The organism is Citrobacter sp. MGH106 (assembly GCF_001037495.1).
Classification (GTDB): domain Bacteria; phylum Pseudomonadota; class Gammaproteobacteria; order Enterobacterales; family Enterobacteriaceae; genus Citrobacter; species Citrobacter murliniae.
Genome location: NZ_KQ089822.1, coordinates 829,227 through 846,203, shown reverse-complemented (window position 1 = coordinate 846,203; position 16,977 = coordinate 829,227). Strand labels below are relative to the sequence as shown.

Sequence of the window (16,977 nt, the reverse complement as noted above, 5' to 3'; positions counted from 1 at the left end):
AGTACTCATGCCGCAACATGATGAAAAAATTATTAATCTACAGGGAGAGTGGCGCGTTGAAATCGACACTCAGGATGCCGGAATAAACGATCGCTGGTTTAGTCGCCCTTTATCGGGGTCAGGATTCCATCTTCCCGGTACTTGTGCTGAACATCACCTGGGTGAACGTAATACACTGGCTCCAGGTTTGACGAAAGAAGCGGTACAGTGCCTGAGGACAGAATATACATACCAGGGAGCGGCCTGGTATCAAACGGAGATTCACCTGACTGACGTCGAGGCAGAGAGTGACATTATTTTGTTTCTCGAACGCGTAATGGGGGAAACACAGGTTTGGATCGACGATTTGGCTATCAGTAAGCAAGATAGCCTCTCTATCCCGCATCAATTTGATATCACGCCTTATGTCAGTGATGGTCAACGACACCAACTCACGTTGCGAATCGACAATCGAGATATTCATAATATCGGTGAGTGGCCGAGCGCCCGCACAGACCAGACACAAACCATCTGGAATGGTGTTATCGGCAAAATAGAATTACATATCCGTAATACGTATACGCTGAACTCGCTGCTTATTTCGATGGATAATCGAAGTCGGAAAGTCACCCTGAATATTTCGAAACCAAAGGCTATCGCTGACTGGCAGAATATTGTACTAACATTAACGATTAATGATCTTAACGGTCATTATATACAACAAGAAATACTGTCGACCCAGACACCTAAAAATCAACCCACCATTACTACATCCTTTATCCTGAACGATGACATCGTTTTGTGGGATGAATTTACCCCACAGTTGTATCAGGTGGTGGTAACAATCAACGATCTGTCCCATCCGTCCAACACTGCAAAGATAACCCAGACGACCGGATTCCGCCAAATCAGTACTCACGATGGTTTGTTAAAAATTAACGGTATTCAGCGATTTTTACGTGGAAATATCGATTGCTGTATTTATCCGCTCACCGGATATCCCCCAACAACCGAAGTGGAATGGTCGCACATCTTCCAACAGCTTAAACAATATGGAATTAACCATGTCCGTTTCCACTCCTGGTGCCCGCCAGAAGCAGCCTTTACCTGCGCCGATCGGCAAGGAATGTACCTGCAAATTGAAGGGCCAATATGGATGGATAATTGGATGGATTTTCCTGTTGGAAAATATCCAGACCATTACCACTGGCTCCCTGAAGAAGCTGAGCGCATCATCCGGGCATGGTCTATCCATCCCTCATTTTGTATTTTTAGCAACGGCAATGAATTAAACGGTGATTTTCAACTGCTGCAAGATATCATTCAGCGGCTGAGAATTCTCCAGCCACAGATTATTTATACATTAACCAGTAACTGGGATCGGCAAATGACGAAAGAGGATGATATTTTCATCGCACAATCGTCGGCTGGCATCGGGGTTCGCGGGCAATATTTTCTCGACCAACTGGTCGAAACCACGACGCTAAATTTTTCAACTGGCGTACAAATGCAAACCCTCCCGGTCATCTCTCACGAAGTTGGACAATATGTAGTTTATCCCAATGTTGCAGAGATTCCTTGTTATACCGGCAGCTTAATCCCTGTCAATTTACAACGTATTCGAGATGATCTGGAGCAAAACAACCTTCTTCCTTACCTTAATGATTTTATTAATTCTTCAGGGAAAATGGCCTTATATCTGTATAAAATGGAAATAGAGGCCGCTCTTAGAACCCGGAATATGGCAGGTATTCAGTTATTAAGCCTACATGATTTTCCTGGGCAAAGTACGGCAACCGTCGGTATTCTGGATGCTTTCTACACCAGTAAAAATATTATCGCCGCTGAAGCATTTCGTCATTTTTGCTGTGAAACCGTACCGCTAGTCATGATGCCAACGTTGTTTTATACCAGTGACGATAGTTTTAACGCAGAACTACAAATAGCTCATTACAGCGCATCCGCACTCCACCAGGTAACATTACGCGTTCAGATTACTAATGAAAAACAACATGTTATTTTCACTGAGGATTTCGCAATCGATGAAGTGCCGGTTGGGCTATTAAAGGAAAATCTATCCCTTCAGGTTACACCGTTCAGAACTCTAATAGGCCTGCAGTCATTACAGGTAAAAGCCGAATTGCTGAATACCCCTTATCAAAACCAGTGGGATATTTGGGTCTACGGCCAGGAGGAACCTTGCTCGTTTCCCCCATCAGTAACATTGTGCCGCGAATGGTCACCTTCTGTAGAGGAACGTTTGCAAAAGGGTGAGCATGTTCTGTTGCTGCCCACACCAGCCCAGGTTAAGCAGCTTGCTTCCAGCACCTGGTTTCCAGTGTTCTGGAGCCCAGTACATTTTGCCAGCAAAGATCCTTGCGGGATGGTTATCAATAATCAACATCCGCTGTTCAGTCACTATTTCCCTTGTGAAAATCACGCCACTCTGGAATGGAAAGCATTACTGGAAAATAGCTTTGCCATGAATATTGATTCGCTTGAGCAGTGCGCACCACTAACATTGCTGACGCCAAATTTTTTCCATAATCACAAGAACACACATCTTTTTGAATGCTGTGTGGGCGAAGGGCGACTTATGGTATGCACGCTCAATCTTGAAGTGGATTCACTTATCAGCAAGCCGTTCCAAAATGCGCTTTATAACTATCTGGCATCGGCTGATTTTACGCCTGAAATCTGTTTGAGCATGCCAGAGATTCGGGGACTCTTTACTTCATCAGATCCCGAAAAAATAACCAGAACCGATCTTGCCATCGGAAAGCCCGCGCAAACTGACAGTATGAAATCATTAAATTATGGGCCATTGCGGGGCAATGATGGTAATCCGTCAACCGCATGGATCGCCGCAGATGCCGAGGTAGGACATTACTGGCAAGTAGACTTCGAAAGCATCCTGCACATCACCGCAACACAGGTTGTTTTTAATGAAAATGCTGTTTACACCTACGTCATTCAACATTCGCGCAATGGCATTGACTGGGATATCGCCGTTAATAAAACAAACCAGATAGTTCCTCAACAAACGCATGATGATGAATTCAGCGTGAACGCACGTTTTCTGAGAATTATCTATCAGGGGCTATCTAATGGTATCTGGGCCGGACATCGTCAATTTTCGGCCTACGGACCAGAGATAACTACGCAGCAGATATAAATCCGTTAATAGCAATATCACAGGGCGGGCTTTGGTTCGCCCTTCTTCCCTGTATTAAAAATATTCCTATAACCGGGCATCAAAGTGCGGTCAGAGATAAATTTTTATTCTGCGTGGCGGTTCACAATATTGTGTATTACGTTTAGATCATATGCACTTACACGCTGGAACCATCATGAACTCACTTCGTTATTTCGATTTTGGCGCATCGCGCAGTCTGCTGCTGCTGATTGCTCGTATCGCCATCGTGCTGCTGTTTATCATTTTCGGCTATCCGAAAATGTTGGGCTTTGAGGGAACGGTACAGTACATGGCATCTTCGGGCGCACCGATGCCGACGCTGTCGGCGATTATTGCCATTATCATGGAGGTTCCGGCAGCCATTCTGATTGTGTTAGGTTTTTTCACCCGTCCGCTGGCGGTCATTTTTATCTTTTATACGCTGGGAACCGCGGTTATTGGTCACCACTATTGGGATATGGGCGGTGATGCGGTGCTACCGAATATGATTAATTTCTACAAAAACGTCAGTATCGCAGGGGCATTCCTGCTGTTGGCCATTGTCGGACCGGGAGCGATTTCGTTAGATCGTCGCTGATACACCTACCCGATGGCAGAGATGTGTAGGCTGGGTAAGTGCAGCGCCACCCGGCAAAATTACGGACACAAAAAAGGCCGCTTACGCGGCCTTTTTGTCATTCTGTAACGCAGGAATTATGCGTAAACCGGGAAGCGTGCGCAGATATCCAGGACTTTCGCTTTGACGCGCTCGATTACAGCTTCATCATTGATGTTGTCCAGAACATCGCACATCCAGCCAGCCAGCTCTTTCACTTCGGCTTCTTTGAAACCACGACGGGTCACAGCCGGGGAACCGATACGAATACCGGAAGTGACGAACGGGCTCTTCGGATCGTTCGGTACGCTGTTTTTGTTAACGGTGATGTTAGCACGGCCCAGCGCAGCGTCAGCTTCTTTACCGGTCAGGTTTTTATCAACCAGATCCAGCAGGAACAGGTGGTTCTCAGTACCGCCAGAAACCACTTTGTAACCACGGTTCAGGAATACTTCCACCATCGCTTTAGCATTTTTCGCAACCTGCTGCTGGTAGACTTTGAACTCTGGCTCCATCGCTTCTTTCAGTGCCACCGCTTTCGCCGCGATAACGTGCATCAGTGGGCCGCCCTGCGCGCTAGGGAATACAGCAGAGTTCAGTTTTTTGTACAGCTCTTCGCTACCGTCTTTTGCCAGGATCAGGCCGCCGCGCGGACCCGCCAGGGTTTTGTGGGTAGTGGTGGTAACAACATGAGCATGCGGAACCGGGTTCGGGTACACGCCTGCGGCAATCAGACCGGCAACGTGCGCCATGTCGACAAACAGGTATGCGCCAATGCTGTCGGCGATTTCACGCATTTTTGCCCAATCAACAACTCCGGAGTAAGCAGAGAAGCCACCGATAATCATCTTCGGTTTGTGCTCCTGAGCCTGCTTCGCCATGTCTTCGTAGTCAATTTTACCGGACTCATCGATGCCGTAAGGGACGATGTTGTACAGTTTACCTGAGAAGTTTACCGGGGAACCGTGAGTCAGGTGACCGCCTTGCGCCAGGTTCATACCCAGAACGGTATCGCCCGGTTGCAGCAGAGCAGTGTAGACAGCGAAGTTAGCCTGAGAACCGGAGTGCGGCTGGACGTTAGCGTAGTCTGCGCCAAACAGCTCTTTGGCGCGATCAATCGCCAGTTGCTCAACGATATCAACGTATTCACAACCACCGTAGTAACGCTTGCCCGGATAACCTTCAGCGTATTTGTTGGTCAGCTGAGACCCCTGCGCCTGCATCACGCGCGGGCTGGTGTAGTTTTCGGAGGCGATCAGTTCGATGTGCTCTTCCTGACGTACTTTTTCCTGCTCCATAGCCTGCCACAGTTCGGCATCATAATCGGCAATGTTCATTTCACGCTTTAACATCCGCATCTCCTGACTCAGCTAACAATAGAATTTCGGCCTAAAAAGGCAGTCCCGTTGGACTTCGGCCAACAGTATAACCGAATCATTCTTCGATAACAGGTCTTGACAAAGGATTTTACGCAAACGATTACCTTCAGAGCACGCAAGGCTTTGGAGAACAAAGGTCTGCTTAATTTCAACGGATTTCTTTTCAGGTTTGTGATGCAGATTTTTCACGTTGTAACCATTACAACGCAAAGTTACAAAGAACCATTTACAATGCAGGGGTATTTTTTATAAGATGTATTTGACATACATCATTAAAGTCTCAGATAAAGGAAGACAGTATGCTTGACGCACAAACCATCGCTACAGTGAAAGCCACCATTCCCCTGCTGGTTGAGACAGGCCCGAAGCTGACCGCCCATTTCTACGATCGCATGTTTACGCATAACCCCGAACTCAAAGAAATTTTCAACATGAGTAACCAGCGTAATGGCGATCAACGTGAAGCGTTATTTAACGCCATCGCCGCTTACGCCAGCAATATCGAAAACCTGGCGGCGTTGCTGCCTGCGGTTGAGAAAATAGCCCAGAAGCATACCAGCTTCCAGATTAAGCCCGAGCAGTACAACATCGTGGGCGGTCACCTGCTGGCAACGCTGGACGAAATGTTCAGTCCAGGTCAGGAAGTGCTGGATGCCTGGGGAAAAGCGTATGGCGTGCTGGCTAACGTCTTCATCAACCGCGAAGCACAGATTTACAGTGAAAACGCCAACAAAAATGGTGGCTGGGAAGGTACTCGTCCGTTCCGTATCGTGGCAAAAACCCCGCGTAGCGCGTTGATCACCAGCTTTGAGTTTGAGCCGGTCGATGGCGGTGCGGTGGCAGAATACCATCCGGGGCAATATCTGGGCGTCTGGCTGAAGCCGGAAGGTTTCCCGCATCAGGAAATTCGTCAGTACTCTCTGACCCGCAAACCGGATGGTAAAGGCTATCGTATTGCCGTTAAACGCGAAAACGGCGGCCAGGTTTCTACCTGGTTGCATAACCACGCGAATATCGGTGACATCGTTCATTTAGCCGCACCAGCGGGCGATTTTTTCATGGATGTGGCAACCGATACGCCAGTATCTCTGATTTCTGCGGGTGTTGGTCAGACGCCGATGCTGGCCATGCTGGATACGCTGGCAAAATCCGGGCACACCGCACAGGTTAACTGGTTCCACGCGGCAGAAAACGGCGATGTGCATGCTTTTGCCGATGAAGTAAGTGAACTGGGTAAAACGCTGCCGCGTTTTACCGCACATACCTGGTATCGTGAGCCGAACGAAGCGGATCGCGAAAAAGGTGGATATGACAGCGAAGGACTGATGGATTTAAACAAGATGGAAGGTGCAATCAGCGACCCGTCAATGCAGTTTTATCTGTGCGGTCCGGTTGGCTTTATGCAGTTTGCCGCGAAGCAACTGGTCGGTCTGGGCGTGAAGAACGAAAACATTCACTACGAATGTTTCGGTCCACATAAAGTGCTGTAATTCGTTATAAAGCAGGCCTGATGGCGCTACGCCTGTCAGGCCTGCTAAGCAGACCCGACTTAAATTGCCGCGTCGTCTTCTTCACCGGTACGAATACGAATAACGCGTGCCACGTCAAAGACAAAAATCTTGCCGTCGCCAATTTTACCCGTTTGTGCAGTACGAATAATGGTATCGACGCAGGTATCAACAATATCGTCAGTTACCACAATTTCAATTTTCACCTTCGGCAGAAAATCCACCATATATTCCGCGCCGCGATACAGTTCGGTATGGCCTTTCTGACGGCCAAATCCTTTCACTTCCGTCACAGTCATACCGGTAATGCCGACTTCTGCCAGCGCTTCGCGGACGTCGTCCAGCTTGAAGGGTTTAATAATCGCATCAATCTTTTTCATGCTATTCCTTGAAAAGGTCGCCTGTCTTTTGATCGGATAAACCTAACACATTAAACGATTACACAAAATCATTCATGATGCCTGGCAGCAGCTTGAATGATGCAGTGTAAAATTATTCTTTGAAATCGTTCGCATCCAGTTCGTGTCGAGAGAGCAACTTATAGAACTCCGTCCGGTTGCGCCCCGCCATTCTCGCCGCATGAGTAACGTTGCCTTTGGTAATTTGCAACAACTTACGCAAGTAGTTGAGTTCAAACTGGTTACGCGCTTCGACAAAGGTTGGCAGCGCAGTATTTTCGCCTTCCAGCGCCTGCTCCACCAGCGCATCGCTGATTACCGGTGAAGAAGTTAGCGCCACACACTGTTCAATCACGTTGACCAACTGACGCACGTTTCCTGGCCAACTGGCTGTCATTAAACGTTTCATCGCGTCAGTCGAAAATGCACGCACGAACGGTTTGTGCCGCTCAGCAGACTGGCGTAGCAGATGGTTGGCCAGTAGTGGGATGTCTTCAGTACGCTCGGCCAGCGTCGGGATCTTCAAACTCACGACATTGAGGCGATAGAATAAATCTTCGCGAAACTCACCCCGCGCCATCGCTTTGGGCAGATCACGGTGCGTCGCAGAAACGATCCGCACATCAATGTCGATATCACGATTGCTGCCAAGGGGGCGGACTTTACGCTCCTGCAACACACGCAATAATTTGACCTGTAATGGCGCGGGCATGTCACCTATCTCATCGAGAAACAGCGTCCCGCCTTCAGCGGCCTGAAATAACCCTTCACGGTTGCTCACCGCGCCGGTAAAGGCGCCGCGCGCATGACCAAACAGTTCAGACTCGAGCAGTTGTTCCGGCAACGCGCCGCAGTTAATCGCAATGAAAGGTTTGTGGCTTCGCGGGCTGGCGTTGTGAATAGCCTGAGCGAAAACCTCTTTCCCGGTACCGCTTTGACCGTTGATCAGTACGCTGACGTCTGATTGCGCCACCATCCGTGCCTGCTCCAACAAACGCAACATCAGAGGACTGCGGGTAACGATTGATTCACGCCAGCGGTCATCAGTGGCGGGCGCAGACTGTTCCAGCGCCCCGTCAATGGCATTGTATAACGCGTCTTTATCGACCGGCTTAGTGAGAAAACTGAAAACACCCTGCTGAGTAGCGGCAACAGCATCAGGAATAGAACCATGAGCCGTAAGAATAATAACCGGCATCCCAGGCTGGACTTTCTGGATCTCAGTAAACAGTTGCATACCGTCCATTTCATCCATGCGCAGATCGCTAATAACCAGATCCACCTTTTCACGGTTCAGGATCCGCAGTCCTTCCAGCCCGCTTTCCGCCGTTACGACACTGTAACCTTCGCTGGTCAGTCGCATTCCGAGCAATTTCAACAACCCAGGATCGTCATCTACAAGCAGTAAATGCGCGGGTTTACGGCTTATCATGGCGTTACCTCATCAGATGACGACACCGCACCATCCCCGTTGTCAGGTGTGGTGAGTTTATCACTCCCATGCTGCGTATCGGGACTGTAGTTACCGGCAGGTTTGCGGGTAGAAAGCTGGCGTTCAATATCCGTCAGATTCTCCAGTTTGCGGGTAGTCAGATCGAGCTGGGCTTGCAAATGCTGTTGTTGTAAACGCAGCGTATCAAGATCGCTGTCTGATGCCTGCTGGAGTTTGCTATAGCGCATGCGTTCTTCTGCAAGCTGTAACTGCAGCGTTTGGCTGCTGCGCCAGACCTGATAAAGCGGTCGTACCTGAGCGGGGATTTGCGGGCTTAACGCATCAAGGCGCGTAATCGCGTCCCGCCGTTCTGGTGGGGTAATATTGGCACTGCCTAGCAGGATCCCACGTTTGAAAGCGCCCTGCCAGGTATCCGCCAGCAGGGCACTGGCTTCACTGCGCGCCTGAACCGCCATCATGCGATCGGCACAATCCATTGCCCGCAGCCAATACAGCGGATTAGATTCTGTGGACTGACCCTGTAGTGACCAGATATCCGCACATTCTGTTGAAAGGTAATCGGCCAATTGATGAGGAGGAATTTTCTCCTGCGAAGGATCACCGATAATATGATTCACCGCATTCGGTACACACCCTACCAGCGCCAGGCACGGCAGGCTCACCCATAAGGCGCGGCGGAAAAAATGTCGTTTAAGCATTCGGACAACAACGTGTGGCATACTCACCAGACTTAGGTTGATTTTAGTGTTTTTTCGTTGCAGATAGCGGCAGTTCTATGCGAAAGCAAACACCTTGCGCATTATCATCGACCAGATACAGTTTTCCCCGCATACGGCGGATGCAATCTCTGGCGATACTAAGCCCCAACCCGCTTCCTTTTACCGCCCCTTTCCGCTGATGACTCCCCTGGAAAAAAGGCTCGAAGATCATGGTCTTTTCTGCTTCTGGAATCGGTGTGCCGGTATTCACTATATCTATATATACCGTAGAGCCATGCAAACTGCTGCGGATACAAATGGTACCGGATTCAGCCCCATAGTGCACCGCATTGGAATAAAGATTGTCCAGCACGCTCATTAACAGCCCAGGCTCTGCCAGACAGGAACTCGCAGCCAGCGCAACATCAGTATGTATCATTTTTGAGCGAGCGGGCAGGCTATGTGCAGAAACAACGCCATCCACCAGCGGCGCTATCTCAACGTTCTTAAGCTCAATCACCTCATCAGCCAGTTTCCGGTTGTAATCCAGCAACTGCTCAATCAGTTTCTGCAGATTGCGGCTGCTGTCATCCAGAATACCGACAACCTCTTTCTGCTCCGCCGTCAGAGGACCAACTACCTGATCTGCCAGCAGTTCTGTTCCCTCACGCATGCTTGCCAGCGGTGTTTTCAGCTCGTGTGAAAGGTGGCGTAAAAACTGATGCCGCTGAGACTCCAGCCATGAAAGGCGCTCGCTCAGCCAGATAATTCGCTGACCAACCGAGCGCAGTTCCCGAGGGCCGGTGAACAGTACGCTATCACCCAGCGAGCGCCCTTCCCCCAGGCGGTTGATCATCCGTTCTATACCTTTAACTGGTCCGATAATCATCCGCGTGAACAGCAACACCATCGCCAGGCTGACGAGAAACAGCACCAGTGCCTGCCAGCCAAAGAACTGCCCACGCTCCGCTATATCTTGTTGTAATTGTTGCCCACGAGAGAAAACCACCGTACGCGTTGCCTGAACCATCTCCGTATTGGCGCTGGCAAAAGCTTCAAGTCGTGCCGCCGCCACGCTATCAGGGCCGCTATTTTTACACTGTAGCTGTGCGAGGTCGTTTAAATCCTGGCGCAACGCCTGATAGAGTTTGTCATCCGGTAAAACGCCCGCATGCGCATCCAGCATATCGCTGTAGCGTTTGCGCTGACTTTGATAGACCTTCGCCAGGGTCGGATCATCAAGCACGCAGTATTGCCGATAGCTGCGTTCCATCTCCAGTGCCGCATTGGTCATCGCCTCGCTTCGTCGGGCATCAATCAACGTCGTTCGGTTCGTTAACGCAGCCTGGGCGCTAAGCACGTTCAGACTCTGCCATGCCTGCCAGGCCAGCACTAACAAAGGCAGCAGGATCAGCAAAAAAGCCAACGTCACCAACTGGCGTAAAGAACGGGGGAAAACAGACCAGCGCTTCAAGGCGTTACCTCAACGGACACGAATAAGAAGATGCTAACTGAGGGAAACGCCAGATACAACAAAGCCGGGATTAACCCGGCTTTGTTGTGGAATAAGGCGGTGCCTAACTCGACGTTTCGCCCGGAGATTGATATGAGCAACGCTAATATCAGAAGTTGGACGGCAGGCACCTTGTTGTGCGTCATTCGAAGTTTATGTAGCACGTCCCGAAGGGGCTGACATAAGAGGGTGAATGAGCCACTGGTTATTATTATGCAGCAACTGTGCCAACAATCAAAACATTTTATTAACACAATGATAAATATAAGAAATATGTTTAAATATGCTAAAAAGTTTTCCGTCTGTTTTTTGCACCTTTTGTCGCTAATTAGCAACACATATAACACTAAAAAATAAATAATATATAAATCAATTAATTAACTGTCTCTTTTAGGCGACACCCCGTCGTGCCATTGTCGGCATTTGCCGACACCCTGGAGGTGTAAACGCCTCATCCCCTAACAGGATTTACGTCGCTCAACTGGACCAGACAAAAAAAACCCCTCACGAAGAGGGGCTTGATGTCTATCGTTATGATTAGCCGAGTTGCTTACGCGCATTGCGGAAGATACGCATCCACGGGCTGTCCTCGCCCCAGTTTTCCGGGTGCCAGGAGTTGCTCACAGTACGGAATACTCGTTCCGGATGCGGCATCATAATCGTCACACGACCATTTTCGGTCGTCACCGCAGTGATCCCGTTTGGCGAGCCATTCGGGTTCGCTGGATAGGTTTCAGTCACCTTGCCAAAGTTATCAACATAGCGCAGCGCTACCAGACCTTTGCTTTCCAGCCCCGTCAGATGTGCATCATCACGTACTTCCACGCGCCCTTCACCATGAGAAACGGCAATCGGCATCATTGACCCGACCATTCCCTGCAACAGAAGAGACGGGCTTTGCGTCACTTCCACCAGGCTAAAGCGAGCTTCGAAACGATCAGAGTGGTTACGTACAAAGCGCGGCCACAGTTCGCTACCCGGGATCAATTCGCGCAGGTTGGACATCATCTGACAGCCGTTACATACACCAAGCGCCAGCGTCTGTGGGCGATGGAAGAAGGTTTCAAACTCATCACGCACGCGGTTGTTGAACAGTATTGATTTCGCCCAGCCTTCACCGGCACCCAGTACATCACCGTAAGAGAAACCACCACAGGCAACCAGCGCCTGGAAGTTCCCCAGGCCGATACGTCCGCCCAGCAGATCGCTCATGTGAACGTCGATGGCGTCAAAGCCAGCACGGTGGAAAGCCGCGGCCATCTCAACGTGGGAGTTAACACCTTGCTCACGCAACACAGCCACTTTTGGACGCGCACCGGTGGCAATATACGGCGCGGCAACATCTTCGTTGATATCAAACGACAGTTTTACGTTAAGGCCTGGATCCGCATCGTTCGCCTTGGCATCGTGTTCCTGATCGGCACATTCCGGGTTGTCACGCAGACGCTGCATCTGCCAGGTGGTTTCTGCCCACCACATACGAAGCGTAGTGCGGCTTTCACTGAATACGGACTGGCCGTTGGCTGTCAGAGTGAAACGATCACCTGCGACTGCCTGTCCGAGGTAATGTACACAATCTGTCAGACCGTTAGCTGCGAGAACAGCCTCTACTGCATCGCGATCTGTCGCACGCACCTGAATCACTGCACCCAGCTCTTCATTAAACAGAGCAGACAGAGCGTCATCGCCAAGTGTGCTGATTTCAGCCTGAATACCACAGTGACCGGCAAATGCCATCTCAGCCAGAGTCACCAACAGACCGCCGTCTGAACGGTCATGGTAGGCCAGCAGCTTACGCTGCGCCACCAGCGCCTGAATGGCGTCATAGAAGCCCTTCAGTTGCGCGACGTCGCGTACATCAGCCGGTTTGTCACCCAACTGGCGGTAAACCTGCGCCAGTGATGTCGCACCCAGTGCATTGTGGCCAAGGCCCAGGTCAATCAACAGCAGCGCGTTCTCTTCGGTCGAGAGCTGCGGTGTAATGGTATGACGCACATCTTCCACGCGGGCAAAAGCGGTAATCACCAGCGACAGCGGCGAGGTCATCTCACGCTGTTCGTTACCTTCTTGCCAGCGGGTTTTCATCGACATGGAATCTTTGCCCACCGGGATGGTCAGACCAAGTGCAGGGCATAATTCTTCCCCTACCGCTTTTACCGCTTCGTACAACCCGGCATCTTCGCCAGGGTGACCAGCGGCCGCCATCCAGTTTGCGGACAGTTTGATACGTTTGATATCACCTATTTGCGTTGCCGCAATGTTGGTCAGCGCTTCACCTACCGCGAGGCGTGCCGAAGCGGAGAAGTCCAGCAGCGCAACCGGTGCGCGCTCGCCGATTGACATCGCTTCGCCATAGTAGCTGTCAAGGCTGGCAGTCGTCACCGCGCAGTTCGCGACCGGGATCTGCCACGGCCCCACCATCTGATCACGTGCAACCATGCCGGTAACGGTACGGTCGCCAATTGTCACCAGGAAAGTTTTTTCTGCAACTGCGGGCAGGTGCAGCACGCGTTTGACCGCATCTGCAATCGTGATATCGCTTCGATTTAACGCATCGCCTTTCGCTTTCAGCGTCTGTACATTGCGGGTCATTTTCGGTGTCTTACCGAGCAATACATCGAGTGGCAGATCGATCGGCTGATTGTCAAAATGACGGTCATTCATAGAAAGGTGCTGTTCTTCGGTGGCTTCACCGATCACTGCATATGGTGCGCGCTCACGCTTACACAGCTCGTCAAACAACGCTAACTGGTCAGCGGCAACCGCCAGCACGTAACGTTCCTGAGATTCGTTACACCAGATTTCCAGCGGGCTCATGCCCGGCTCATCGCTGAGGATATCACGCAGTTCAAACTTACCACCGCGCCCGCCGTCGCTGACCAGCTCAGGCATAGCATTAGACAGTCCGCCTGCCCCCACATCGTGGATAAACAGAATCGGGTTGGCATCGCCCATCTGCCAGCAACGGTCAATAACCTCCTGGCAACGACGTTCCATTTCCGGATTGTCACGTTGCACGGAAGCAAAATCGAGATCGGCGTCGGACTGGCCGGAAGCCATCGAAGAGGCCGCGCCGCCGCCAAGACCGATGTTCATTGCCGGGCCTCCGAGGACGATCAGTTTCGCACCCACGACGATCTCACCTTTCTGTACGTGATCGGCGCGGATATTACCGATCCCACCGGCCAGCATGATTGGCTTGTGGTAACCGCGCAGCTCTTCGCCGTTGTGGCTGTTAACTTTTTCTTCGTAGGTACGGAAGTAACCGGTCAGCGCCGGACGACCAAATTCATTGTTAAACGCCGCGCCCCCCAGAGGACCATCGGTCATGATATCCAGCGCGGTAACAATACGTTCTGGTTTACCGAAATCTTCTTCCCACGGCTGTTCAAAGCCAGGAATTCGCAGGTTGGAGACGGAAAAACCAACCAGGCCCGCTTTCGGCTTTGCGCCGCGTCCGGTTGCGCCTTCATCACGAATTTCGCCACCGGAACCGGTCGCCGCGCCCGGCCATGGCGAGATCGCCGTCGGGTGGTTGTGAGTTTCTACTTTCATCAGGATATGTGCCGGCTCCTGATGGAAGTCATAGCGACCCGTTTGATGGTCGGCAAAGTAGCGGCCCACTTCAGAACCTTCCATCACCGCCGCGTTGTCTTTATAAGCAGACAGCACGTGATCCGGTGTGGTTTCGAAGGTGTTTTTAATCATCTTGAACAGCGACTTCGGCTGTTGTTTTCCGTCGATAACCCAGTCGGCGTTAAAAATTTTATGACGGCAGTGCTCAGAGTTGGCCTGCGCAAACATATACAATTCGATGTCGTTCGGATTGCGTCCCAGTTTGGTAAACGCATCCTGCAGATAATCAATTTCGTCGTCCGCCAGCGCCAGACCCAGGCGCAGGTTAGCGTCAATTAGCGCCTGGCGGCCTTGACCCAGCAGATCGACACTAGAAACCGGTGCCGGCTGGTGATGCACAAACAGTTTTTCTGCTTCGTCCAGCGAAGAGAATACCGTTTCCATCATGCGATCATGCAGTACGGCAGCAACGTCCTGCCACTCTTCTGCAGTCAGCGTAGAGGCTTCTACATAATAGGCGACGCCACGTTCCAGACGGCTAATCTGCTGCAGACCGCAGTTGTGGGCAATATCAGTCGCTTTAGAAGACCAGGGGGAGATGGTGCCAGGGCGAGGCGTTACCAGCAGCAGTTTGCCCTCAGGGACATGGCTGCGAAGAACAGGACCATACTTCAACAGGCGTGCAAGTTGCGCATGCTCATCCTCGTTTAACGGGGCATTCAGGTCAGCAAAATGGACATACTCGGCGTAAATATTGTGGACCTGAAGATTGGCCGCCTGAAAACGCGCCAGCAGTTTGTTAATACGGAATGCAGACAGTGCAGGCGAACCACGCAGAATTTCCATCATAAGTCTCTCGTCTTCGAAGCGCCTGAGGCGCTTATAAGTGTGCGCAAGGGGGGAAACGGGCGTCATTATAAAGAATCTACCGCGGAGACGAAACCGTTTGCGTCGAAATAAAATCACGACTTTCTCTTATCATCAAATGCGGTCAGTTTTCTGAATAAGTTGCCAACTGGCGCAAGTTTAAGCAAAATGCCGCTCATTAATGACTACTTCACTTCTTAATCAATATCACAGCAGGCTAAGATTACGCACGATTCAGAGAATTAACTAATTGAAAAAATTAAAGATTAATTATCTGTTCATCGGCATATTGACGCTGCTGCTGGCAGCGGCCCTCTGGCCATCTATCCCCTGGTTCGGTAAAGCCGACAATCGTATCGCCGCGATTCAAGCTCGGGGAGAATTGCGCGTCAGTACAATCGACTCGCCTTTAACGCACTCCACCCTTAACGGGAAAACCTTTGGTCTGGATTATGAGCTGACCCAACAATTCGCCAGCTATTTAGGGGTGAAGTTAAAAGTCACTGTACGTCAGAATATCAGCCAACTTTTTGACGACCTGGATAACGGCGATGCCGATCTGTTAGCCGCAGGCCTGGTCTATAACAGCGAACGAGTTAAAAACTACCAGCCGGGTCCGACTTACTATTCGGTTTCGCAGCAACTGGTGTATCGGGTCGGAAAATATCGCCCCCGCACCCTTGCCAGCGTGAATGAAAATCAGCTGACTATCGCCCCCGGACATGTCGTGGTGAATGATTTGCAGCAGCTGAAAGCGAAAAAATTTCCCGAATTGAGCTGGAAGATCGATGACAAAAAAGGAACGACAGAACTGCTTGATGATGTCATCTCCGGTAAGCTCGACTATACCATTGCCGATTCAGTCGCTATCAGCCTGTACCAACGCGTGCACCCGGAGCTTGCCGTGGCGCTGGATGTTTCAGACGAACAGCCAGTAACCTGGTTTAGTCCTCTGGATGACGACAACACACTCTCCGCTGCCCTGCTGGATTTCTTTAACACTATTAATGAAGACGGTTCACTGGCGCGACTGGAAGAAAAGTATCTCGGACATGGCGATGATTTCGATTATGTCGATACTCGCACTTTTTTACGCGCTGTAGATAGCGTACTGCCGGATCTCAAACCATTGTTTGAAAAATATGCACAGGAGATAGACTGGCGGCTGCTGGCGGCTATTTCCTATCAGGAATCCCATTGGGATGCGCAGGCTACTTCCCCGACCGGCGTACGTGGCCTGATGATGTTAACCAAAAATACCGCCCAAAGCCTGGGGCTGACCGACCGGACCGACGCTGAACAGAGCATCAGCGGTGGAGCGCGTTATCTACAGGACATGATGAGTAAAGTGCCGGATACCGTACCGGAAGGAGAGCGCATCTGGTTTGCGCTTGCCGCATATAATATGGGATATGCACATATGCTGGATGCCCGGGCGTTAACGGTTAAAACCAAAGGCAACCCGGACAGCTGGGCCGATGTGAAGCAACGCCTGCCACTGCTCAGCCAGAAGCCATATTACAACAAGCTGACGTATGGCTATGCTCGTGGCCACGAAGCCTACGCATATGTAGAAAATATTCGTAAATACCAGATAAGCCTGGTGGGATATCTGCAAGAGAAAGAAAAACAGGCGACAGAAACGCAGCAACTGGCACAGGATTACCCGGCGGTATCTCTGGCAGAATTATTAGACCAGGAGAAATTTCCTCTCTCTGCGTTTCTGTCTCAGACATCGTCTAATTACCTGACGCACTCCCCTTCACTGCTGTTTTCCTCACAGAAGAAAGAGGAAAAATAGCCGCATCCGGCTTG

10 protein-coding genes are annotated in these 16,977 nt (G+C 50.7%); 4 read left to right on the top strand and 6 right to left on the bottom strand.

The genetic code is table 11. The features are described from left to right. Positions 1-7 precede the first annotated feature (7 nt). Together SK36_RS03895 and SK36_RS03890 are read left to right on the top strand one after the other, a co-directional pair. Entirely contained in the window at positions 8-3,154 is a 3,147-nt protein-coding gene (locus SK36_RS03895; protein WP_048220804.1) for a discoidin domain-containing protein, read from the top strand. A gap of 175 nt (positions 3,155-3,329) precedes the next feature. Continuing rightward, on the top strand, positions 3,330-3,752 hold the full coding sequence (locus SK36_RS03890) for a DoxX family protein (RefSeq protein ID WP_048220803.1): 423 nt from the start codon (positions 3,330-3,332) through the stop codon (positions 3,750-3,752). Positions 3,753-3,868: 116 nt separating this feature from the next. On the opposite strand, the gene glyA is transcribed toward SK36_RS03890, so the two are convergent. After that, positions 3,869-5,122 (bottom strand): serine hydroxymethyltransferase, encoded by a 1,254-nt coding sequence (glyA, locus tag SK36_RS03885; protein ID WP_045446222.1) that lies wholly within the window; start codon positions 5,120-5,122, stop codon positions 3,869-3,871. A 326-nt stretch (positions 5,123-5,448) separates the two neighbouring features. On the opposite strand from glyA, the gene hmpA reads away from it, so the two are divergent. Further along, positions 5,449-6,639, top strand: coding sequence for an NO-inducible flavohemoprotein (gene hmpA, locus SK36_RS03880; protein ID WP_048220802.1), 1,191 nt, complete (start codon positions 5,449-5,451; stop codon positions 6,637-6,639). A gap of 59 nt (positions 6,640-6,698) precedes the next feature. Here the strand turns inward: hmpA and glnB are convergent, their stop codons facing one another. The 5 genes from glnB to purL all read right to left on the bottom strand — a co-directional run bounded on the left by glnB (position 6,699) and on the right by purL (position 15,144). Beyond that, complete coding sequence (glnB, locus tag SK36_RS03875; RefSeq protein ID WP_002914032.1) at positions 6,699-7,037, bottom strand: nitrogen regulatory protein P-II; 339 nt, start codon at positions 7,035-7,037, stop codon at positions 6,699-6,701. 112 nt (positions 7,038-7,149) lie between these two features. Beyond that, on the bottom strand, positions 7,150-8,484 hold the full coding sequence (gene glrR / locus SK36_RS03870) for a two-component system response regulator GlrR (protein ID WP_304413159.1): 1,335 nt from the start codon (positions 8,482-8,484) through the stop codon (positions 7,150-7,152). Beyond that, positions 8,484-9,227: a two-component system QseEF-associated lipoprotein QseG gene (gene qseG / locus SK36_RS03865; protein ID WP_045446231.1), complete on the bottom strand. Its 744-nt coding sequence runs from the start codon at positions 9,225-9,227 to the stop codon at positions 8,484-8,486. Before qseG ends, glrR begins: the two co-directional genes overlap by 1 nt. Before the next feature lie 22 nt (positions 9,228-9,249). After that, complete coding sequence (gene qseE, locus SK36_RS03860; RefSeq protein ID WP_045446234.1) at positions 9,250-10,680, bottom strand: two component system sensor histidine kinase QseE/GlrK; 1,431 nt, start codon at positions 10,678-10,680, stop codon at positions 9,250-9,252. 576 nt (positions 10,681-11,256) lie between these two features. Next, a complete protein-coding gene (gene purL, locus SK36_RS03855; RefSeq protein WP_048220801.1) occupies positions 11,257-15,144 on the bottom strand; it encodes a phosphoribosylformylglycinamidine synthase in 3,888 nt (1,295 codons plus the stop codon). A gap of 268 nt (positions 15,145-15,412) precedes the next feature. On the opposite strand from purL, the gene mltF reads away from it, so the two are divergent. Next, positions 15,413-16,963, top strand: a complete 1,551-nt coding sequence (mltF, locus tag SK36_RS03850) for a membrane-bound lytic murein transglycosylase MltF (RefSeq protein WP_048220800.1) — start codon at positions 15,413-15,415, stop codon at positions 16,961-16,963. The last annotated feature ends 14 nt before the right edge of the window (positions 16,964-16,977 follow it).